The 20932-nt window shown below is 71.5% G+C and carries 26 protein-coding genes; 23 read left to right on the top strand and 3 right to left on the bottom strand.

The annotated features are described in order from the left end of the window. Positions 1-5 precede the first annotated feature (5 nt). Genes sufD through AQI70_RS00815 form a run of 6 tightly spaced genes read left to right on the top strand, consistent with a single transcriptional unit; the run spans position 6 to position 4345 of the window. Positions 6-1190: a Fe-S cluster assembly protein SufD gene (gene sufD, locus AQI70_RS00840; RefSeq protein WP_062142603.1), complete on the top strand. Its 1185-nt coding sequence runs from the start codon at positions 6-8 to the stop codon at positions 1188-1190. Then, complete coding sequence (locus AQI70_RS00835; protein WP_062142600.1) at positions 1187-1507, top strand: non-heme iron oxygenase ferredoxin subunit; 321 nt, start codon at positions 1187-1189, stop codon at positions 1505-1507. Before sufD ends, AQI70_RS00835 begins: the two co-directional genes overlap by 4 nt. 7 nt (positions 1508-1514) lie before the next feature. Further along, positions 1515-2279, top strand: a complete 765-nt coding sequence (sufC, locus tag AQI70_RS00830; RefSeq protein WP_004002165.1) for a Fe-S cluster assembly ATPase SufC — start codon at positions 1515-1517, stop codon at positions 2277-2279. Continuing rightward, positions 2276-3532, top strand: coding sequence for a cysteine desulfurase (locus AQI70_RS00825; protein ID WP_062142597.1), 1257 nt, complete (start codon positions 2276-2278; stop codon positions 3530-3532). Before sufC ends, AQI70_RS00825 begins: the two co-directional genes overlap by 4 nt. Before the next feature lie 16 nt (positions 3533-3548). Beyond that, positions 3549-4016 (top strand): Fe-S cluster assembly sulfur transfer protein SufU, encoded by a 468-nt coding sequence (gene sufU, locus AQI70_RS00820; RefSeq protein ID WP_062142593.1) that lies wholly within the window; start codon positions 3549-3551, stop codon positions 4014-4016. Beyond that, complete coding sequence (locus tag AQI70_RS00815) at positions 4013-4345, top strand: metal-sulfur cluster assembly factor (protein WP_062142589.1); 333 nt, start codon at positions 4013-4015, stop codon at positions 4343-4345. Before sufU ends, AQI70_RS00815 begins: the two co-directional genes overlap by 4 nt. A gap of 75 nt (positions 4346-4420) precedes the next feature. On the opposite strand, the gene AQI70_RS00810 is transcribed toward AQI70_RS00815, so the two are convergent. Next, the gene (locus tag AQI70_RS00810; RefSeq protein WP_062142586.1) at positions 4421-5242 is read right to left on the bottom strand and encodes an AbfB domain-containing protein; all 822 of its coding nucleotides are present in this window, start codon (positions 5240-5242) and stop codon (positions 4421-4423) included. 280 nt (positions 5243-5522) lie between these two features. Here AQI70_RS00810 and AQI70_RS00805 point away from each other — a divergent pair, with 280 nt between their 5' ends. The 8 genes from AQI70_RS00805 (at position 5523) to AQI70_RS00770 (ending at position 11679) form a co-directional block, all read left to right on the top strand. Continuing rightward, positions 5523-5843: a DMT family transporter gene (locus AQI70_RS00805; protein WP_062142582.1), complete on the top strand. Its 321-nt coding sequence runs from the start codon at positions 5523-5525 to the stop codon at positions 5841-5843. Beyond that, the gene (locus tag AQI70_RS00800) at positions 5843-6379 is read left to right on the top strand and encodes a TetR/AcrR family transcriptional regulator (RefSeq protein WP_062142579.1); all 537 of its coding nucleotides are present in this window, start codon (positions 5843-5845) and stop codon (positions 6377-6379) included. Before AQI70_RS00805 ends, AQI70_RS00800 begins: the two co-directional genes overlap by 1 nt. 105 nt (positions 6380-6484) lie before the next feature. Further along, positions 6485-7078, top strand: coding sequence for an RNA polymerase sigma factor (locus AQI70_RS00795; protein WP_062142576.1), 594 nt, complete (start codon positions 6485-6487; stop codon positions 7076-7078). Between the two features lie 11 nt (positions 7079-7089). Further along, positions 7090-8046 carry a CU044_5270 family protein gene (locus tag AQI70_RS00790; RefSeq protein ID WP_244181458.1) on the top strand — a complete coding sequence of 319 codons (957 nt, stop codon included), beginning with the start codon at positions 7090-7092 and terminating at the stop codon, positions 8044-8046. A gap of 192 nt (positions 8047-8238) precedes the next feature. Then, on the top strand, positions 8239-9243 hold the full coding sequence (dapD, locus tag AQI70_RS00785; RefSeq protein WP_004002174.1) for a 2,3,4,5-tetrahydropyridine-2,6-dicarboxylate N-succinyltransferase: 1005 nt from the start codon (positions 8239-8241) through the stop codon (positions 9241-9243). Positions 9244-9467: 224 nt separating this feature from the next. Then, a complete protein-coding gene (locus tag AQI70_RS00780) occupies positions 9468-9707 on the top strand; it encodes a hypothetical protein (RefSeq protein ID WP_062142573.1) in 240 nt (79 codons plus the stop codon). 170 nt (positions 9708-9877) lie between these two features. Then, entirely contained in the window at positions 9878-10441 is a 564-nt protein-coding gene (locus tag AQI70_RS00775) for a SigE family RNA polymerase sigma factor (RefSeq protein WP_062144882.1), read from the top strand. Next, positions 10438-11679 carry a hypothetical protein gene (locus tag AQI70_RS00770; protein ID WP_062142570.1) on the top strand — a complete coding sequence of 414 codons (1242 nt, stop codon included), beginning with the start codon at positions 10438-10440 and terminating at the stop codon, positions 11677-11679. Before AQI70_RS00775 ends, AQI70_RS00770 begins: the two co-directional genes overlap by 4 nt. Position 11680: 1 nt before the next feature. On the opposite strand, the gene dapA is transcribed toward AQI70_RS00770, so the two are convergent. Further along, the gene (gene dapA, locus AQI70_RS00765; RefSeq protein WP_062142567.1) at positions 11681-12583 is read right to left on the bottom strand and encodes a 4-hydroxy-tetrahydrodipicolinate synthase; all 903 of its coding nucleotides are present in this window, start codon (positions 12581-12583) and stop codon (positions 11681-11683) included. A 220-nt stretch (positions 12584-12803) separates the two neighbouring features. On the opposite strand from dapA, the gene AQI70_RS40570 reads away from it, so the two are divergent. From AQI70_RS40570 to AQI70_RS00730, 8 genes are all read left to right on the top strand, one after another. Further along, positions 12804-12938 (top strand): hypothetical protein, encoded by a 135-nt coding sequence (locus AQI70_RS40570; protein WP_279616737.1) that lies wholly within the window; start codon positions 12804-12806, stop codon positions 12936-12938. After that, positions 12935-13627: a hypothetical protein gene (locus AQI70_RS00760; RefSeq protein ID WP_062142564.1), complete on the top strand. Its 693-nt coding sequence runs from the start codon at positions 12935-12937 to the stop codon at positions 13625-13627. Before AQI70_RS40570 ends, AQI70_RS00760 begins: the two co-directional genes overlap by 4 nt. A gap of 54 nt (positions 13628-13681) precedes the next feature. Then, complete coding sequence (locus AQI70_RS00755) at positions 13682-14101, top strand: phage holin family protein (protein WP_062142561.1); 420 nt, start codon at positions 13682-13684, stop codon at positions 14099-14101. Next, the gene (locus AQI70_RS00750; protein WP_244181425.1) at positions 14098-14685 is read left to right on the top strand and encodes a DUF3618 domain-containing protein; all 588 of its coding nucleotides are present in this window, start codon (positions 14098-14100) and stop codon (positions 14683-14685) included. Before AQI70_RS00755 ends, AQI70_RS00750 begins: the two co-directional genes overlap by 4 nt. 117 nt (positions 14686-14802) lie before the next feature. Next, a complete protein-coding gene (locus AQI70_RS39940; RefSeq protein WP_062142558.1) occupies positions 14803-15021 on the top strand; it encodes a hypothetical protein in 219 nt (72 codons plus the stop codon). Between the two features lie 38 nt (positions 15022-15059). Then, positions 15060-15764 carry an antibiotic biosynthesis monooxygenase gene (locus AQI70_RS00740; protein WP_062144876.1) on the top strand — a complete coding sequence of 235 codons (705 nt, stop codon included), beginning with the start codon at positions 15060-15062 and terminating at the stop codon, positions 15762-15764. Between the two features lie 59 nt (positions 15765-15823). Then, positions 15824-16444 carry an ArsR/SmtB family transcription factor gene (locus AQI70_RS00735; RefSeq protein WP_062142555.1) on the top strand — a complete coding sequence of 207 codons (621 nt, stop codon included), beginning with the start codon at positions 15824-15826 and terminating at the stop codon, positions 16442-16444. A 16-nt stretch (positions 16445-16460) separates the two neighbouring features. Then, positions 16461-17201, top strand: a complete 741-nt coding sequence (locus AQI70_RS00730) for an SRPBCC family protein (protein WP_062142552.1) — start codon at positions 16461-16463, stop codon at positions 17199-17201. 13 nt (positions 17202-17214) lie between these two features. On the opposite strand, the gene AQI70_RS00725 is transcribed toward AQI70_RS00730, so the two are convergent. After that, complete coding sequence (locus AQI70_RS00725) at positions 17215-19041, bottom strand: endonuclease/exonuclease/phosphatase family protein (protein ID WP_062142550.1); 1827 nt, start codon at positions 19039-19041, stop codon at positions 17215-17217. A 309-nt stretch (positions 19042-19350) separates the two neighbouring features. On the opposite strand from AQI70_RS00725, the gene AQI70_RS00720 reads away from it, so the two are divergent. Beyond that, the gene (locus tag AQI70_RS00720; RefSeq protein WP_062142547.1) at positions 19351-20787 is read left to right on the top strand and encodes a hypothetical protein; all 1437 of its coding nucleotides are present in this window, start codon (positions 19351-19353) and stop codon (positions 20785-20787) included. The last annotated feature ends 145 nt before the right edge of the window (positions 20788-20932 follow it).

The raw sequence follows: 20932 nt of genomic DNA, 5'->3' as shown, positions 1-20932 counted from the left end.
CAGCCATGGCTGAGGCTCAGAACATTCCGGTGGGATCCACCACCGCCGGCCAGATCGCGGTGGCCGCCGAGTCGACCGTCGCCACGCGCATGAGCGCGCCCCCGTCCTTCGACGTCGCGGACTTCCCGGTCCCGCACGGCCGCGAGGAGGAGTGGCGGTTCACGCCGCTGGAGCGCCTGCGCGGGCTGCACGACGGCACCGCGGTCGCCACGGGTGACGGCGTGAAGGTCGACATCGACGCCCCCGAGGGCGTCATCGTCGAGACCGTCGGCCGTGACGACGCCCGCCTGGGCAGGGCGGGCACCCCGGTGGACCGCGTCGCCGCCCAGGCGTACTCGGCGTTCGAGAAGGCCGGAGTGGTCACCGTCCCCAAGGAGACGGTCCTCACCGAGCCGATCCGTATCGCCGTGCACGGCGAGGGCGGGGTCGCCTACGGCCACCAGGTCGTCGAGCTGGGAGCCTTCGCCGAGGCCGTCGTCGTCATCGACCACACCGGTGACGCCGTGCTCGCCGCCAACGTCGACTACATCCTGGGCGACGGCGCCAAGCTGACCGTCGTCTCCGTCCAGGACTGGGACGACAAGGCCGTGCACGTGGGCCAGCACAACGCGCTGATCGGCCGCGACGCCACCTTCAAGTCGTTCGTGGTCACCTTCGGCGGCGACCTCGTACGCCTCCACCCGCGCGTCGCCTATGCCGGCACCGGTGGCGAGGCCGAGCTTTTCGGCCTGTACTTCACCGACGCGGGCCAGCACCAGGAGCACCGCCTCCTCGTCGACCACAACACCCCGCACTGCAAGTCCAACGTCGCCTACAAGGGCGCGCTCCAGGGCAACGACGCGCACGCCGTGTGGATCGGTGACGTGCTGATCGAGGCCAAGGCCGAGGGCACGGACACGTACGAGATGAACCGCAACCTCGTCCTGACGGACGGCGCGCGTGTCGACTCGGTGCCGAACCTGGAGATCGAGACCGGCGAGATCGTCGGCGCCGGCCACGCCTCCGCGACCGGCCGCTTCGACGACGAGCAGCTCTTCTACCTGATGGCCCGCGGCATCCCGGAGCACGAGGCCCGCCGTCTCGTGGTCCGCGGCTTCTTCGCCGAGCTGGTGCAGCAGATCGGTGTCGAGGACATCGAGGAGCGCCTCATCGCGAAGATCGACGAGGAGCTGGAGGCGTCGGTCGCATGACCACGTTCGTACGCGCCTGTGGGCTGAGCGAGCTGGAGGAGGACACCCCGAAGCGGGTGGAACTCGACGGCACGCCGGTCTCGGTCGTCCGTACCGAGGGGGAGGTGTTCGCCATCCACGACATCTGCTCCCACGCGAACGTCTCGCTCTCCGAGGGCGAGGTGGAGGACTGCCAGATCGAGTGCTGGCTGCACGGCTCCAGCTTCGACCTCCGCACCGGCAAGCCGTCCGCCCTCCCCGCGACGCGCCCCGTCCCCGTATACCCCGTAAAGATCGAAGGGGACGACGTTCTCGTCTCCCTCACCCAGGAGTCCTGAGGCACCCATGGCAACGCTTGAAATCCGAGACCTGCACGTCACCGTCGAGGCCGACAACGCCACGAAGGAGATCCTCAAGGGCGTCGACCTCACCGTGAAGCAGGGCGAGACGCACGCCATCATGGGCCCCAACGGCTCGGGCAAGTCGACCCTCGCCTACTCCCTCGCGGGTCACCCGAAGTACACGATCACCGGCGGCACCGTCACCCTCGACGGCGAGGACGTCCTGGAGATGTCCGTCGACGAGCGTGCCCGCGCGGGCCTGTTCCTGGCGATGCAGTACCCGGTCGAGGTCCCCGGCGTCTCGGTCTCCAACTTCCTGCGCACCTCCGCCACCGCGATTCGCGGCGAGGCCCCCAAGCTGCGCACCTGGGTGAAGGAGGTCAAGGAGGCCATGGAGCGCCTCAACATGGACCCGTCCTTCGCCGAGCGCAACGTCAACGAGGGCTTCTCCGGCGGTGAGAAGAAGCGCCACGAGATCCTCCAGCTGGAGCTGCTCAAGCCGAAGGTCGCGATCCTCGACGAGACGGACTCCGGCCTGGACGTCGACGCGCTGCGCATCGTGTCGGAGGGTGTGAACCGCGTCCGTGAGACGGGCGAGGTCGGCACCCTGCTGATCACGCACTACACGCGCATCCTGCGCTACATCAAGCCCGACCACGTCCACGTCTTCTCCGGCGGCCGCATCGTCGAGTCCGGCGGCCCCGAGCTCGCCGACAAGCTGGAGAACGAGGGCTACGAGGCATACACGAAGGGTGGCGCATCCGCGTGACACAGCTGCCGGGCCTCCTCGACACCGAGGCGCTCCGCAAGGACTTCCCGATCCTGGACCGCGTCGTCCACGACGGCAAGAAGCTCGTGTACCTGGACAACGCGGCGACCTCGCAGACGCCGCGCCAGGTGCTCGACGTGCTCTCCGAGTACTACGAGCAGCACAACGCCAACGTCCACCGTGGCGTGCACGTCCTCGCCGAGGAGGCCACGGCGCTGTACGAGGGCGCGCGCGACAAGGTCGCGGAGTTCATCAACGCGCCCAGCCGTGACGAGGTGATCTTCACCAAGAACGCCTCCGAGTCGCTCAACCTCGTGGCGAACATGCTCGGCTGGGCCGACGAGCCCTACCGGGTGGACCACGAGACCGAGATCGTCATCACGGAGATGGAGCACCACTCCAACATCGTGCCGTGGCAGCTGCTCGCGCAGCGCACGGGCGCGAAGCTGAAGTGGTTCGGCCTGACCGACGACGGCCGCCTCGACCTGTCCAACATCGACCAGATCATCACGGAGAAGACGAAGATCGTCTCCTTCGTGCTGGTGTCCAACATCCTGGGCACGCTCAACCCGGTCGAGGCGATAGTGCGCCGCGCGCAGGAGGTCGGTGCGCTGGTGTGCATCGACGCCTCGCAGGCCGCGCCCCACATGCCGCTGGACGTGCAGTCGCTCCAGGCGGACTTCGTGGCCTTCACCGGCCACAAGATGTGCGGCCCGACCGGCATCGGCGTCCTCTGGGGCCGTCAGGAGCTGCTGGAGGACCTGCCCCCGTTCCTCGGCGGCGGCGAGATGATCGAGACGGTGTCGATGCACTCGTCGACGTACGCTCCCGCACCGCACAAGTTCGAGGCGGGCACGCCCCCGGTCTCGCAGGCGATCGGCCTGGGCGCGGCGATCGACTACCTCAACTCGATCGGCATGGACAAGATCCTCGCCCATGAGCACGCCCTCACCGAGTACGCGGTGAAGCGGCTGGCGGAGGTCCCGGACCTGCGGATCATCGGCCCGACCACGGCCGAGGACCGCGGCGCCGCGATCTCCTTCACCCTCGGCGACATCCACCCGCACGACGTGGGCCAGGTGCTCGACGAGCAGGGCATCGCGGTCCGGGTCGGCCACCACTGCGCCCGCCCCGTCTGCCTGCGCTACGGAATTCCTGCGACCACGCGAGCGTCGTTCTATCTGTACTCCACGCCGTCCGAGATCGACGCTCTGGTGGACGGCCTGGAGCACGTACGGAACTTCTTCGGCTGACGGGACGAGCGATCGCATGAAGCTGGATTCGATGTACCAGGAAGTCATCCTGGACCACTACAAGAACCCGCACGGGCGTGGTCTGAGGGATGGCGACGCCGAGGTACACCACGTCAACCCGACGTGCGGCGACGAGATCACCCTCCGCGTGAAGTACGCCGGCACGACGATCGAGGACGTCTCGTACGAGGGCCAGGGCTGCTCGATCAGCCAGGCGAGCGCGTCCGTACTGAACGAACTCCTCGTCGGCAAGGACCTGTCCGACGCGCGGAAGATCCAGGAGACCTTCCTGGAGCTGATGCAGTCCAAGGGGAAGATCGAGCCCGACGACGCCATGGAGGAGGTCCTGGAGGACGCGGTCGCGTTCGCCGGGGTCTCCAAGTACCCGGCCCGGGTCAAGTGCGCCCTCCTGAGCTGGATGGCGTGGAAGGACGCGACGGCCCAGGCCCTGGGCGGAGCCGACGCCGAAAGGAAGACGGCATGAGTGACACCGTGGAGATGAAGCCGGCCTCGGAGGAGGAGCTCCGCGAGGCCCTGATGGACGTCGTCGACCCCGAGCTGGGCATCGACGTCGTCAACCTCGGCCTGATCTACGGCATCCACATCGACGACTCCAACGTGGCCACGGTCGACATGACCCTGACCTCCGCGGCCTGCCCGCTGACGGACGTCATCGAGGACCAGGCCAAGTCCGCCACGGACGGCCTCGTCAGCGAGCTGCGCATCAACTGGGTGTGGATGCCGCCGTGGGGCCCGGACAAGATCACGGACGACGGCCGGGAGCAGCTTCGGGCGCTCGGGTTCAACGTCTGAGCCGTACAGGCCACGAAGCCCCACACGCCACCCACGAACGGCGAGGTCCCCTCGGACCTCGCCGTTTTCGTTTCCTCAGGCCAGCCCGCCCACCAGCTGGAACGCCGAGTCCGCCAGATAGAGGGAGCTGTTCTGGAAGGGGTCCAGTTTCAGCTGGAAGTTCTGGTGGCGCAGGAAGCGGCCCGGGTAGTTGACGGACTCCAGCATGACCGAGCCCGAATACGCCGATGTGCGGGGGCAGAACGTGGCGTCCTGCTCGAACACGGCGGAGCCGTCGTCGCGTTCGGCGCGCAGCACGAAGCTGCGGTGGCGGAGGTAGGTGCCGTCGGCCGTGGCGAAGGAGTAGCAAGAGCTCTGGGCCAGGCCGTTGACCAGCTTGAAGGTGGAGTCCTCGCGGCTCTCCGCGCCGCCGACCGGGTCCAGCTTCACGTAGCCGCCGCTCACGTGCCAGTAGCGGTCGGGGTAGTTGACCGAGCGGACGGATCGCCAGGTCACGGCGGCCGTGGGCCTGGGTGCCGGGGGACTCGCCTGGGAGGAAGGCGACTTGGACGGCTCCGGCGCGGGCTCGGGGTCGTCGGCGTCCTGGTCGCGGGGCGCGCTCGTCGTGGGCCGTGCCGTCGACAGGCCGCTCTTGCCCTTCGGGGGCGTCGTCTGCGACGGCGTGGCGAAGGAGATCAGGCCGGGATACGCCGTGTTGTCGGCGGCCTGCCCCGAACGTGACTCGTCGTCAGCCGCCCGCTCCGTGACGGCGATCGCCGTCACGCACGCGACGATCGTCGCCGCCGCCATGGCGCCCGCCAGCCACAGGCGGCGCGTCCCCGGAGCACGGGAGGTGTCCGGGGCCCAGCCGTTCTCCCAAGGTTGGTCCTGAGGCGGCCGGGACTTGTTTTCTGCCATGCGCTGTTCCTCCAGCGGCGTCATGAGACGACGGCCGCGGCTGCGAAGGCCCGGTATGTGAACGGTGAAACACTAGAGGACCCCGTGGCTCGGAAGCAGCCGTTTGGAACGAGCCGTATCCACATCGATTTCTCGGCGCCCGCCCAACTCCGCCCATATGGCACGGGTTGGGGAGACAGGGCTCGGCGCAGTCCCTCCTTTCGCCGGCCGCGAGCCGCCGGCCGGCCGGCGGGTCCGCCTTTGTGTACAGCCGTACGCAACGTTGTGTACGCTCGTACACATGGGATACCTGTTGCTCGCCGCCGCCATCGCCGCCGAAGTGGCCGGGACGACCGCCATGAAGTACAGCGACGGCTTCAGCAGGCTGTGGCCCTCGCTGCTGACCGCCCTCGGATACGTCGTCTCCTTCGCGTTGCTCGCCCAGACGCTGAAGACCGTCTCCGTGGGCACCGCCTACGCCATCTGGTCCGGCGTCGGCACCGCGGCCATCGCCACCATCGGGATCCTGTTCCTCGGGGAGGGGATGACGGTCGCCAAGGCCGCCGGCATCGCGCTGATCATCGTCGGCGTGGTCGTGCTGAACCTGGGCGGCGCGCACTGATGCCCCGGCGCTACGACCCCGAACGGCGCCAGCGGATCATCGACGCGGCGATCCGGGTCGTCGGCGAGAAGGGCATCGCCGGGCTCAGCCACCGCACCGTCGCCGCCGAGGCGGATGTGCCGCTCGGCTCCACGACGTACCACTTCAAGACCCTCGACGACCTGCTGGTCGCCGCGCTGCGCCAGGCCAACGAGGGCTTCGCCAAGGTGATCGCCTCGCGCGGCGGACTTGAGGACCCGCACACCGATCTGGCCGCCGAACTGGCCGGCTGGATGGGCGAGTGGCTCGCCGGGGACCGCACCGGTGTCGAGCTGGAGTACGAGCTCTACCTCGCCGCCCTGCGCCGGCCCGCCCTGCGCCCGGTCGCCGCCGAGTGGGCCCAGGACCTCGCCGACCGGCTGTCCCGGCGTACGGACGCGGTCACGGCGCGGGCGCTGGTGGCCCTGATGGACGGGATCTGTCTGCAGGCCCTGCTCACCGAGACGTCGTACGACGAGGAGTACGCGCGCGACGTACTGCGCCGTGTGATTCCCTGAACCGCCTGAGTGCCAGGGCCCCTCCGATCCGCCGTGAACCCTTTGCCGCCCAGCGGGGAACAGGAGGTGACACGCTCAGTACGACACACGCAGGGGGGAGTCCTTGTGAGCGGACCACCGCCGCCCGCCGCACCCGCGGCGAACGATGCCGAGGTCGTCGCCGGGTCGCTGGAACAGCCGGAGCTGTTCGCCCGGCTCTACGACCGGTACGCGCCCGACATCCACCGGTACGCGGCGCGCCGCCTCGGGGACGGCGCCGCCGACGACATCACGGCCGACACCTTCCTCACCGCCTTCCGCATCCGCTCCCGCTACGACCTCACCCGGCCCAGCGCGCGCCCCTGGCTCTACGGCATCGCCGCCAACGTCATCGGCAAGCAGCGCCGCACCGAGGTACGGGCGCTGAGGGCGCTGGCCCGCACGGGGCACGACCCGGTGTCCGCCTCCTGGGTGGAGGACAGTGACAGCCGCGTCGCCGCACAGGGCCCGCTCGCCGACGCCCTCGCCTCCCTCTCGGCGGGCGACCGGCATGTGCTGCTGCTCGTGGCCTGGGCCGATCTCACCTACCAGGAGGTCGCCGAGGCGCTGGACCTCCCGGTCGGGACGGTCCGCTCCAGGCTCAACCGGGCCCGGCGCAAGGTACGTACGGCGCTGGGTGCCGATCCGGCATTCATCAGCGACGCCGCGGAGGTGGTGTGACGGTGGACGAGATGACCCGGGTACGGGAACTGCGCGCCGACGCCCCCGCCCCCGACCGGGCGCGGCTGGCGCCGGGGCGGGCCCGGCTGGTCGAGGCGGCACGGACGGCCGAGCGGCGCCGGTCGGCATGGGGGCGGCGCAAGCTGGTGGTCGCCGCGGCCTTCGCCGCCGTGACGGCGATCGCCGTCACCGCGACGGTGATGGCGCAGGGGAACCAGGCGGGGCGGAAGGTCACGCCCGCCGTCTCCCCGTCGCCGAGCCTCGATCTGAAGGGGATGAGCACACGGGAGCTGCTGGAGCGGGCGGCGGAGACGGTCGAACGGCAGCCGCCGGTCGTCGAGCCGCGCGCCGACCAGTGGATCTACACGAAGGAGACGCAGGAAGGCGGCGACCGGGACATCGACATCGAGAACTGGCTCCGGTACGACGGCACCGCGTCGGCGTTCGACCCCATGGGGATGGTGGGCAAGAAGGGCGGCGAGGTCCAGATCACGCCGATGAACCTCGAAGGCGGCGGCGACGACGACCGTTCACCGCGGCAGATGTACCACTTCGTGTCCACGCTGCCGACCGACGCCGACGGAGTGCTGAAGGCGCTGCGCGAGGAGGACGCCATCGCCGACGAGAAGGGACGGAGCCAGGCCTGGAACGACTACACCGAGATCTCCGTCCTGCTCGACGCCTATGTGCTCCCGCCCAAGGGCGTCGCGGGTCTGTACCGAGCGCTGGCCACCGTGCCCCACGGGACGGTCGTCGGGCACCTGGTCGAGGACGGGGCCGGACACCGGGCCATCGCCCTCAGGTTCCCCAGGGGCGGCTCCGACTCCGCCGAGGCCGCCGACGAGTGGTTGCTCGACCCGGTGACCTACCAGATCGTCGGCGAGCGCATGATCGAGAACGGCAAGGTGATCGGCGGCAACGCGTACCTCGCCAAGGCGGTGGTGGACAAGGCCGGCCGGCGCTCCTGACCCGCCCGGCGGTGGGAGCCCGGCGGCCCGCGCCACGAGGGGAGCGCGGGCCGCCGTACCGCCGCCTCGGCCCGCCCGGATCCGGAGCGCCCGGGGCCCAGCCAGCCAGGCGCGCCCGCACGCCGGCTCGCACCCTGAGACGCCCCGTGCCCGAGTTCGCCCCGACGCGCCCCCGCCGGTTAGGTTGCCCTCATGACCGACACGACTGCTCCTCGCACCACCGGCGCCGTGGCCGCCGGCCTCGCCACGATCGCCTCCGACGGCACTGTTCTCGACACCTGGTTCCCCGCGCCCGAGCTCGTCACTGAGTCTGCCGCGGGCGGCCCTGGCCCGTCCGGCACCGAGCGGCTGTCCGCCGAGCGTGCCGCGCAGCTGCTCGGCGGCGGCGCGACCGCGGCGATCGGGCCGGACGCCCGCCGGGGCGTCGAGGTCGTCGCGGTCCGCACGGTCATCGCCTCGATCGACGAGAAGCCGATCGACGCGCACGACGTCTATCTGCGCCTGCACCTGCTCTCCCACCGTCTGGTCAAGCCGCACGGCCTGAGCCTGGAGGGCCAGTTCGGCTTCCTTGCCAACGTCGCCTGGACCTCCCTCGGCCCGGTCGCCGTCGACGACGTCGACAAGGTCCGGCTGAACGCCCGCGCCGAGGGCCTGCACCTCCAGGTGACCTCGATCGACAAGTTCCCGCGCATGACGGACTACGTGGCCCCGAAGGGCGTGCGCATCGCCGACGCCGACCGGGTCCGCCTCGGCGCGCACCTCGCCGAGGGCACCACCGTCATGCACGAGGGCTTCGTCAACTTCAACGCCGGCACCCTCGGCACCTCCATGGTCGAGGGCCGGATCTCCGCGGGAGTCGTCGTCGGCGACGGCTCCGACATCGGCGGCGGCGCCTCCACGATGGGCACGCTGTCCGGCGGCGGCAACGTGATCATCACCATCGGCGAGCGCTGCCTCATCGGCGCCGAGGCGGGCGTCGGCATCGCGCTCGGCGACGAGTGCGTCGTCGAGGCCGGCCTGTACATCACCGCCGGCACCCGCGTCACCATGCCCGACGGCCAGATCGTCAAGGCCCGCGAGCTGTCCGGCGCTTCCAACATCCTCTTCCGCCGCAACTCGGTCACCGGCACCGTCGAGGCCCGCCCGAACAACGCGGTGTGGGGCGGCCTGAACGAGGTCCTGCACAGCCACAACTGACGACGACCGCCCCCCGGCGCCGACGACGGGCGCCCTTCCCGGCCGGACCCGGCTCGCGGAGGGGCGCCCGAGGTGTGTCAGCGCCCCCTTGCGACCCCGGCGCAGCCGGAAGTGGAGCGGGGCGCTCACGTACGGGTTACTCGACGTGACCTCTGCGCGGTCCAGGCAGATGAACAGGTGGACGCAGTGTCCGATCACACGCCGAACCGACGAGATGAGGACCGATGACGGGTCGAGGGAAGACGAACGAGCGGACGAGGACCGTGCTGCGCCTGGTGGTCGGTGTCCTGGCCGTGACGGGGGCGTGCTGGCTGCCGGCCGGGGCCGCGTACGCCGACGAGACCAACACGGCCTCGCACAACGGCCCGCGCATCGGGCTGGTCAATGTGGGGCAGGTCGACGATCCGATGGAGGATGTGCTGGAGCACTTCCTGCTCCTCGGTGAGGGCTACCGCTGGGGCTGAGCGCGCACCGGGCACAGCGGGGCCGGGGCCCGTACCGCACAGGAGCGGTACGGGCCCCGCTCCGTCACAGGAATTCTTCCGGCGGGCCGGCATAGCGGCAGCGCCCCGCACGCGTCACAAGGGGCAGGAGCGGCGGGCACCGGGCCCGCCCGGGGGAAGAGAAGGTGACGATGGATGCCGAAGCGCAGGACAGCTTTCGGGAGTTCGTGGAGAACCGGTCGTCCGCGCTGCTGAAGACGGCGGTCCTGCTGACCGGCGGCGACCGGCACGCCGCGGAGGACCTCCTGCAGAACGCCCTGATCAAGGCGGCCGGCCACTGGTACCGCATCGACGAGCCGGAGGCGTACGTACGGCAGATCCTGTACCGGCAGCAAGTCAGCCGCTGGCGGCTGAAGTGGCGCCGGCGCGAGCTGACCGTCGCCGAGCCGCCCGAGCCCGGCGCGAACCCGGACGCCGCCTCCGCCGCCGAGCTGCGGCTGCTGATGCGCGGCGCGCTCGCCCGGCTGACCGCGCGGCAGCGCACCGTGCTGGTGCTGCGCTACTTCGAGGACCTCCCCGAGGCCGACGTGGCCCGCATCCTCGGCTGTTCCGTGGGCACCGTACGGTCCACCACCCACCGCTCGCTCGCCCGGCTGCGGACCCTCGCACCCGAACTGACCGCTCTCGGCCCCCAGGCAGCCGACGCCCGGCCGCAGCCGTCCCGTGACTTCTCACCCGTGGAGGTGCGTCCGTGAACGTCGAGGAACTCCTGCGTGACTCCCTGTGCGAACTGGCCGCCGAACAGCGACCGGCGGGCCCCGGTTACGCCGACCGGGTACTGGCCGCCCGCCGGCGCCGCCGCAACCGCCGCCTCGCCTCCGTCGTCGCCGCCACCGCGGCCGTGGTCGCCGTGGCTGTGGCGGTGCCGCTGCTGGACCCGGGGAAGGAGACCGTGCGCCCCGCGGGCGTCCTGGACAAGGGCGGCGTCCACGCCCACCCGGACCAGTCGCCGCCGCGCGACGTGATCGCGGCCGGGCAGGCGGTACTGGCCGCCTACTACAGGGCGGAGGTCGAGCCGCAGACGGACAAGCGGGCCGTCTCGCAGCGCACCTACTGGCTGCTCGACCCGAAGACCGGCAAGTACGAGAAGGACTCCCGCTGGTCCTTCGTCGCCGTCGCCCCCGGTCTGAAGACCGCCGCCGTGCTGGAGCGCAGCCTCCCCGCCCAGCGGATCGGCCTGCTCGACCTCACGACGGGGGAGGTCGAGCGGTGGATCCCGGTCGAGCGCGGGGTCGGCGGGCTGGCGTTCTCGTACGACGGCAGCAGGCTCGTGGCGACGACGTACGACGAGAACCCCGATCTGCGGATCAAGCAGAAGCTGATCGACCTCAACGAGAAGGAAACGTGGATGTGGGGGACCGAGTTCGGCGAGTCCAGCCGGTCCGGCTTCTACGACCTCGACGTGGCCTCCGGCGAGGGCCACTGGAGCCCGGTCGCACCCGACCGGTCCATCGGCTCTCGCCAGGACTTCGAGTTCAGCCGGGCGGGCGACCGGGTCTACTCGCAGGTCATCGGCGCCGGGGACGGACTCCAGCAGTTCTACCGCCTCGACGGCGCCAAGGCCGCCGCGCCCGCGAACGAGAAGGGCCTGCGCTCGGACGTCCCCGCGCGACTGTCCCCGAACGGCAGCCTCGCCGCCCTCGGCCTGACGAAGGAGGTCAACGGCAAACCGGGCAAGTCCTACTCCTCGATCCGTGATCCCCGTACGGGCAAGGAGATCACCAAGGTGCGCGGCGCCCACCTGCTCGCCTGGGCCGACGACAGGCGGCTCATCGCCTGGGAGCGGGTGACGGGCCTGAACGAGACCTACCGGCCCCAGCTCGTGCTGGTCACGATCGGCAGCGACAAGGTCGTACCGCTGAGCGGCGTCCGGGAGGAGCCGGCCAAGGGTGTCGACTGGGACACCTGGGAGCCCGTCTTCGCCCGCCGCTGACTCAGCCGGCCGTCAACTCCTCGTAGGCCGCCAGCAGCCCCTCGACCGCCTCGCGGCCGGCGGGCCGCAGCGGTGCGCGGACCGGGCCCGCGGGCAGGCCGAGTGCGTTGAGGAGGGCCTTGGCGGTGACGGCGCCGGGCAGACCCGCCGCCATCATCAACTCGATGAGCGGCGTGGCGCGTTGCTGGAGGCGGGCGGACACGGGGGTGTCGCCCGCCTCGAACGCGTCGAGCACCGCGCGCAGTTGTGCCGGTACGACGTTGGCGACCGTGCTGATGTAACCGGCGCCGCCCACCGCGCACAGGGCGAGGTTGTGCTCGTCGCAGCCCGCGTAGTACGCCAACTCCGTGCGGGACATGACCTTCTGGGCGGCCAGGAAGTCGTAGGAGCAGTCCTTCACCGCCACGATCCGGGGGTGCTCGGCGAGCCGGATCAACGTCTCCGGCTCGATACGGGTGCCGGTGCGGCCCGGGATGTCGTACAGCGCGAGCGGCAGTCCGGCGGCGTCGGCGACCTCGCGGAAGTGCGCCTCGACGGCGTCCTGCGGGGGCTTGCTGTAGTACGGCGAGACCACCAACAGGCCGTCCGCGCCCGCCTTTTCGGCCGCGAGGGCCAGCTCGACGGTGTGCCGGGTGTCGAAGGTGCCCACGCCCGCGACGATCGACGCCCTGTCGCCCACCGCCTCCCGGACGGCCCTGACCAGCTCCGACTTCTCGGTGTCCGTCGTGGTCGGCGACTCGCCCGTCGTGCCGGAGAGCACCAGGCCGTCACAGCCCTCGGCCACCAGCCGGTCGGCGAGACGCTGCGCCCCGTCGAGGTCGAGCGATCCCGCCTCGGTGAAGGGCGTGATCATGGCGCACAGGGCGCGGCCGAAGGGCGGGGCGGAGGCGGTGGCAGTCGTCATGGGAGCAGTCTCGGCGGGCCCATCGCGTAGCTCCACTTAATTCTGCTACGAGGTATCGGTAAGGAACGCTGCGATGCGCCCCGCGAGCAGGAGGCCGGGGACGCGGTGGCCCGGCCGAGGAACCGACGCGCGGTGGGCCGTTGGAGGCCCTGTGTCCAAGTCGGCCGTCATGGGTCACCATGGCCGGGACGGTCAACCACCCCTGGCCATGGGAGGCGTCATGAAGCTCGGCAAGGCACTCGCCACCGGAGTCGCGGAAGAGCGGCCGCAGGACCGCGACGAAGAACTCCAACTGGCCGAGGAACTCAGGGACATCGAGGTGTCCGCGTCCGAAGAGGTCCCGGCCGCCCGATGAGGCTGCGGCTTCCGGAGGAACACCCGACGGAGCCGCCGACCGGATACAAGATCGCCCACCCGGTACTGTCCCAGGACGGCACCCGGACCGCTTTCACCGGTGTGTCGCTGGGCGGCGCGCTGCCGTACGGAGTCCTGGCCGACGCGTCCTGCGCCTACGGCCTGCGCCACCGGGCGCCGCACCGCCGCTGCGACTGCGGCTTCCACTGCGTGCACGACCGTGCGGCGGCCGAGGCGCTGCTGTGCACGGCCGAGCACCGGGCGGCCGTCCTGCTCGACGTCACCGTGCTCGGCCGGTACATCCGATTCGAGCGCGGCTTCCGTTACGCCCGTCAGCGGGTGCGCACCGCCACCGTCGGCCCGTGCGCCTGCGGCACGGTCGCCGCCGCCCTGGCCGACGCCGGCTGGGGCCGCCCCGGCTGGCGGGCGCTCGCCCCTTCCTGCGCGGGCTGCCTGCGCGGCCGTACGTCCGTCTCGCTCGCCGGGTTCGCCCGGCTGGCCGGGGAGGGGCTGCGGGTGGTGGCCGGGGAGGGGGCGGCCGTGGCGGTGGCCGGCCTCGGGCACGCCGAGAAGCTCGGCGTGCCCGAACTGGCCGCCGAGGCCGCGCTGTTGCAGGCCCGCCTCGACTGGTTCCAGGCCCAGCTGGCCCGGCTGGGCGAGCACGGGCCGGGCGGCGGGCGGAAAGGATAGGCGTCGCCGGTCCGGGTACCCGGAGTGTTCCGAACCGAGAGGAGGCGGAACACCGTGACCGGGACCACGGCCCCGAAGCCGGTGCGGAACGGGCACCAGTCGATGGGCGAACTCGCCGGGCAGGCCGGCGAACAGTTCTCCCGGCTCGTACGACAGGAAGTCGCCCTCGTCAAGGAGGAGCTGGCCGAGAAGGGCCGGCGCGCCGGACGCGGCGGCGGGCTGCTGGGCGCGGCCGGCGCCGTCGCATACGCGGGTCTGCTGTTCCTGGCCGCGGCGGCCACCGCCGCGCTCTCGTTGACGCTGGCCGTGTGGGCCGCGGCGCTGATCGTGACCGGAGCGCTGTTCGCGCTCGCGGGCCTGCTGGCGGCACTCGGCCGCACCCAGCTGCGGCGGGCCGCGCCTCCCGCCCCTGAGGAGGCGCTCGGCAGCGTCAGGGCGGACGTCGAGGAGATCAAGGGAAGGGCACACCGATGACCGACAAGAAGGCGGGGGCCACGGGCGGCGGACAGGCCGCGAAGAAGGGCGCCGCGAAGGCCGGTGCCGCGAAGGCCGGTGCCGCGGCGAAGCCGGCGGCCGGGAAGGCCGGCGGCGGAGCCAAGGGGCCCGAGGAACTGCGCGGCCAGATCGAACGGACCCGCGGCGAACTCGGCGACACCGTCGCCGAGTTGGCGCAGAAGGCGGACCTGAAGGGCCGGGCCATGGCCCGTGCTGCGGACCTCAGGGACAAGGCGGGCGCGATGACCGTGCAGCTGCGCAGCAACGCGGCCCAGGCGGGCCACGCGGTGCAGGAGCGAGCGGCACGCGCGGGGCACGCCGTGCAGGACAAGGCGGCGCTCGCCGGTCACCAGGTCCAGGACCGGGCGAACCGCACCGGCCACACCGTCCAGGACAAGGCGACGCGTGCGGGCCACGCCGTCGAGCACGGCGTGCCGCGTCCTGTCCGCACCCTCGTGCAGGCCGGGCTGCGGCATCCGCGGCCGGTGCTGATCGCGGGGGCGGCGGTGGGCGCGGTGGTCGCCACGGAGGCGCTGCGGCGACGGCACGGCGGGCACCGCTGAGGAGGCCGGGCACCGGCGAAGGGAAGGGCGTGGCGGCGCGGGACTGCTCACTGGTCCCGCGCCGCTGTCGTGCGCTTCCGGGTCCCGAATTCGGCGCTCCGCACAAGGCGACCGCACATGGCGACGCGTGCGGGCCACGCCGTCGAGCACGGCGTGCCGCGCCCTGTCCGCACCCTCGTGCAGGCCGGGCTGCGGCATCCGCGACCGGTGCTGATCGCCGGGGCGGCGGTGGACGCGGTGGTCGCCACGGAGGAGCCGCTCCTGTGCGCTCCCGGTCCCGAATTCCGCGCTCCGCCAAGGGACTTGACCTCAAGTCCGGTTGAGGTCGAAAGGTGATCGGTGCACGCATCGACCACCGAATCCCGGAGGCCCCCATGGCCCGTCGCACCGACGCCCACCCCGACCTCGCCCGCCCCGAGGTCGGCGCCCCCTTCTTCAGCACCTGGCGGGTCGGTGACGCCCTGAGCCAGAAGCAGACCGTCGAGGCGATCGCCGGCACCTGGGAGCGCCGCCCCTGGCCCACCGACGATCTGCTCGGCTACTACGTCTACACCGGCCAGGACTCCACCACCCTCCTCCACTACTCGCAGTGGCGGAGCGAGCAGGCCTACGAGGCCTTCGTCAAGGTCCACCGGCAGGAGCGCGTCGACGAGATCGACACCGCCGTACCCGGCATCGAGCGGCTGTGGCTCGGCCGGTACCGGCACTACCGCAGCGGCGCCCGCGAGGGCGACACGCGCGTCCCCGGCTGCATCGTGATCGTCGACGTCGAGTTCGAGGGCCCCGACCCCGACCGGCAGCGCGCCTGGGTCGATGCCGTCTTCGAGGCGCTGGAGAGCGAGCCCACCCCCCACCCGGGCGGCATCTCCGCCCACTTCCACCTCAGCACCGACGGCACCCGCGTCCTCAACTACGCCGAGTGGGAGAGCGCCCAGGCCCACATCGACGCCCTCGCCGCGCCGGGCGACGGCATCGGCTCGGCGACGGAGCTGTGGCACCGCGTCCAGACCTGGCCGGGCCTCAAGAGCACTGGCTCGGTCAGCCGGTACGACTACGCCCTCGGCCTCGCCCCCGACTGAGCCGTACCGAAAATTGGAACCGTCTGGACAAAAAAAGTTTTCGGTGGGACGGTGGATCCATGCTGGACGTCACCGTGATCGAGGACCCCGAGGCCGCAGCCGTCTCCCTGGACCCCATAAGGGCCCGGCTGCTCGCCGAGCTGGCGGCTGGCCCGGCGTCGGCCGCCATGCTGGCCGGCCAGGTCGGGCTGCCCAGGCAGAAGGTGAACTACCACCTCAAGGCGCTGGAGCGGCACGGGCTGGTCGAGCTGGCCGACGAGCGCCGCAAGGGCAACGTCACCGAGCGGCTGATGCGGGCGACCGCCGCCTCGTACGTGATCTCACCGCTCGCGCTCGCCTCCGTGCAGCCGGACCCGGACCGCTTCCGCGACCAGCTCTCCGCCCGCTGGCTGCTCGCACTCGGCGCCCGGCTGGTCCGGGACGTCGGCTCGCTGATCACCGGCGCGACGAAGGCCCGCAAGCGGCTGGCGACCTACGCGTTGGACGGCGAAGTCCGCTTCGCCTCGGCCGCCGACCGCGCCGCCTTCGTCCAGGAGTTGACGGCGGGTGTGAGCGCGCTGATCCACAAGTACGACGCGCCCGACGCCGAGGGCGGCCGGGACCACCGGATCGTCGTCGCCGTCCATCCCACGGTCAAGGACCAGCAGTCCGCCCCGCAGCTGGAGCAGCAGCAGCAGTAGTACTCAGGAGTCCACCATGTCCAAGGAATTCGAGATCGCCCGCGAGATCGAGGTCGACGCCACGCCCGAGCAGGTCTGGGAGGCGATCACCGAGGGAACCGGCGGCTGGCTGTGGCCGATGGAGCCCCCCGAGCCGCGCGAGGGCGGCAAGGGGCCCTTCGGGTCCACGATCCTCGCCTGGGACCCGCCGCACCGCTACACCAACCGCGTCGAGGACGTCGAGGGCATCTCCGAGCAGACCCTCAACCAGCTCGACTACACCATCGAGCCACGCGACGACGGCCGGCGCGCCTGGGTGCGGTACGTGCACAGCGGGATCTTCGTCGACGACTGGGACAACCAGTACGACGGCGCCAGCAAGCACACCGACTTCTATCTGCACACCCTGAGCCAGTACCTGACCCACTTCGCCGGCCGCCCCGTCGCCTTCACCACCTTCGACGGGCCCGAGGCCTCCGGCACCCCCGACGCCCTCGCCACCGTCGGCAGGGCCCTCGGTCTGGCGGACGACACGGCCGAAGGAGCCAGGGTGAGCGTCCAGGGGCCCGGCGGGAAGGCCCTGGACGCGGTCGTCGACTACCGCGACCCCTACTTCATCGGCCTGCGCACCGACGACGCCCTGATCCGCGTCTTCGGGCGCAACCACTGGGGTTACGTCGTCGGCGTCAGCGTCCACGACTTCGCGCCGGACGCCGACGCCGAGGCGGACGAAGCCGCGTGGAAGGGCTGGCTGAACGGCGTGTTCAGCCGGCCCTGACACACACCGGAGGCTACGGCCGGAACCGCAGCACCTGCGGGTCGTGGTCGCTGATCTGGTCGTTGAACTCCGAGTTGATGTGCACGCTGTCGTACTCGAAGTCGCAGGACTTCCGGATCGACGGGCTGATCAGGATCTGGTCCAGCGTCTGGGCGTTGCCCTGGTAGACGTACGAGTAGCGCTCGCTCCTCGGCAGCGACTTGATCGCCGACCACAGCGCGCCGCCGTCCTCCAGCCGCTCGGCGGTGCCGGAGAACTCGAAGTCGTTGATGTCGCCGAGCGTGACGACGTCCGCGTTCTTCTGGACGGCCAGGATGTCCTTGACGAAGGCGTTGACCGAGGTCGCCTGGAGGTGGCGCTGGGTCTCCGAGCTGCGCACCGGCGGCTGGTACTGCGCGTGCAGCGACTGGTCGCCGCCCTTGGAGGCGAAGTGGTTGGCGATCACGAAGACCGTCTTGCCGCGGAAGACGAACTCGCCGACCAGCGGCTTGCGGCTGTTGGCCCAGGCCTCGTCCGCCGGGTCGACACGGCCGGGGGAGACCGTCAGCGCCGCCTTGCCGTTCACCTTGGTCACGCCGGCCGCCGTCGCGGCGTCGCCGCCCGCGCGGTCGGTGAAGGAGACCCGCTCGGGGTTGAACAGGAAGACCTGGCGGATGTTGCCGCCCGGCTGACCGCCGTCGGCGTTGTTCACCGGGTCGATGGAGCGCCAGTCGTACGTCGGGCCGCCCGCGGCCACGATCGCGTCGATCAGCTTCTGCATCGTCCGGTCGGCGGCGACCGTACCGTCGTTCGTCGCGCCGTTGTTGTCCTGGATCTCCTCCAGGGACACGATGTCGGGCGACTGGAGGTTGTTCACGATCGCGGCGGCGTGCGCGGCGAACGTGCCGTCGGACGGGTCGAGGTTCTCGACGTTGTACGTCGCCACGGCGAGCTCGCCGCGCCCCTGCTTCTGCGTGGTCTCCCGCTTGAGATCGCCGCTCTTGAGCGTGCCGAGCTCGCTCGCGACGAGGGTGTAGCCGCCGAACTGGGTGTAGTCCAGCGGGCCCGTGGTGGGGCCGGCGAGGGTGTCACCGACGTTCGCGGCCGGGAAGTCGGCGGCCTTGCCGAGCGACTGGATCTGCAGGCGGCCGGTGTTCTGGGAGTCGTAGGAGCCGTAGACCGTGCCGCCGCGGCGGTTGCGGTGCTCCCACGGCTTCACCGTGACCCAGAGCTCGTTGAAGTCGTCGGTCGCGGTCACCACCCGGGCGTCGGCGACCCGGACGTTCATGCCCTCCAGGGACTCGTAGTGGTCCAGGGCGTACTTCGCCGGCTGGAGCGTCAGACCGTTGATCGAGCCGTTCGCGGCGGCGTCGCCGGCCGCGGTGTACTCGTCCGGCACCGAGTCCTCGTCGACGACCGTCGCGGCCGGGACGGCGTTGCCGCTGGAGACGACGGTGACCGTCGGACGCGTGATCTCGGTCAGCGACTGGTTGCCGGAGGAGGCGCCGCCCGGGACGTACTCGGCGACCGTGCCCGAGACCAGGACCGAGTCGCCGACGGCGACCTTCGGGACGGAGCTGGTGAAGACGAAGACACCCTCGCTGGTGGCCGGGTCCGCGTCCGCGTCCGGGTCCTGGATCCAGAAGCCTCTGGACGAGCCGTAGGTACGTACGCCGGTGACGATTCCGGCCACATCCGTGACCTGCTTCCCGGCGTACGGTGATATTCGGGTGCTGCCCTGGATGTCATGGATGCGCACGGAGTCCGCGTGCGCGGGGGCGGTGAGGACGACGGTGGACGCCGCGGAACAGACGGCGGCGACGGTGAGCGCGGCGAGACGCGCGGACTTCTTGCTCGGCAACGGGATCCCTCCGGGGACGTGCGTGGGTGCCGGGACGAGGGTGGAGCTCGGAACACGGGAGTCGCGGCCGGTGGGGCGGCAACGCGCGTAGAAAATACAGTGAACACATGTCCGCCAAGTTTCTACGCGCGTAATCTCGTGCCTGGTCAGGCCACTTGTCAAGGTTTCGGCCATGTACGGCTCCTGACGGAGAGATGAACCGGGCGGCATGGGTGGAAATCCGTCTAGGCTGAGCGGCTGAGCCGTGATGTGTATGCGGCTGAGCCGTGATGCGTACGGCCCTGCAGAGCGTGCTAGGAGAACCAACCGATGTCAGACAGCTCCCCCCTGCCGCCGGTGCGGCTGCACCCCGAAGCGGAGCTGGCGCGGGACGCGCTGTCCACGCCGTTGCTCTCCCGGGCCGCGCGGCTGGCCCGCTGGGCCGGCCCCGACACCCGGGTCGACGCCGGCGGCGGCCTGGTCGACGAGCAACTGCCCGCGGCCGCCGAAGTGCTCGGGCTGAGCGGGGACGACGCCGCCGCGTACGCCAGCGAGGCCTGGCGGGTGGCCGTCGGCACCGGGCTGGTCGAGGTCGTCGACGAGGAGGCGGGCACGGTCGCGCCCGGCGCGGAACTGGCGCTGCTGACCGGCGGTTCGCCGCAGGACGTGCTCGGGGTGTGGCTGGGCGCGCTGGAGACGGTGCTCGCCGACGCGAGCGTGCCCGACCTCGACGACCTGGTCGACGCCATGGACGCGGGCGGCGAGGTGGACCTCTCCACGCTGGACTGGGACCCGGAGGCCGAGGCGGAGTTCCTCGACGGCGTGCTCGGGAACCTGTACCTGCTGACCGTCAGCGAGGACGGGCCGGGCGACGGACCGGTACCGCTGCCCGCCCTCGCCGCGTCGATGATCGTGCCCAGCGACATGGGCGAGCCCACGAACGACGTGCTGGAGCAGGTGTCCGACGCGATGATGCGCCTGGACGACCAGTTCCGGCTGCTGGAGCCGGTCGGGCTGGTGGAGTACCAGCCGGTGGACGAGGCGCTGATGGCGGACGCCGAGGGCGCCGCCGAGGAACCGCCGGCCGGTATCGACGACGCCGACGTGTCGCGCTACGGCATGGTGCGGCTGACCCCGCTCGGGCTGTACGGGCTGCGCTCGCGGCTGCTGGAGGCCGGCATCGAGGCGCCCGCGGTCGGCGACCTCGCCGACAAGGGCGCCGACGCGCTGCTCGACGGGACGGCCACGTTCCCGCAGTACGCCGCCCAGGCCGAGACCGAGCAGTGGCTGGCCCGGCGCGAACCCCTCGCCGCCGCACGGGAGTTGCTCGCCGCCGCCCGAGGTCTGGACGCCGGTGCGCCGCTGCGGCGGCTGCGCTGCCAGCAGGCGCTGTCCCTGGTCGGTGCGGAGGCCGAGCCCGCGCTGCGGGAGGTCCTCGACGATCCGGAGCTGGGCGGGCTGGCCCGGGTGTGGCTGACCGAGGCGGGCGCCGCCGACGTACCCGCGCCGTCCCAGGACCTCGTGTTCTGGCTGACCGTCGACACGGTCGCCGCCCAGCTGGCGGCCGAGGGCAACTCGGACGAACTGAGGGCGCTGGTGCAGGGCCTGGCCGCGCAGCACAGCGGGTTCTTCGCGGCGGCGTGGCGGGTGGATCATCCGGCGACGGCGGATGTGCTGGAGGCCATGGGGCGGTTGCATCCGGACAAGAAGATCGCGAAGGAAGCACGGAAGGCCGCGTTCAAGGCGCGGTCGCAGCAGGGGGGTTGATCTCGGCTTGCGGGTGCGGGCTGAGTGTGGCTGGTCGCGCCCACGCGGCGGAGCCGCATATGGATACAGTCCCGCGCCCCTTGGGGCGTTGTTCAACTGGTGTTCAGACATGGGCGGGACCGTTGCGCCGTCCCGCAGTCCGCCA

The organism is Streptomyces curacoi (genome assembly GCF_001513975.1).
GTDB classification, from domain to species: Bacteria; Actinomycetota; Actinomycetes; order Streptomycetales; family Streptomycetaceae; genus Streptomyces; species Streptomyces curacoi.
Note: the sequence above shows the minus strand (reverse complement) of the source record. Positions and strands in the feature narration are given on the sequence as shown.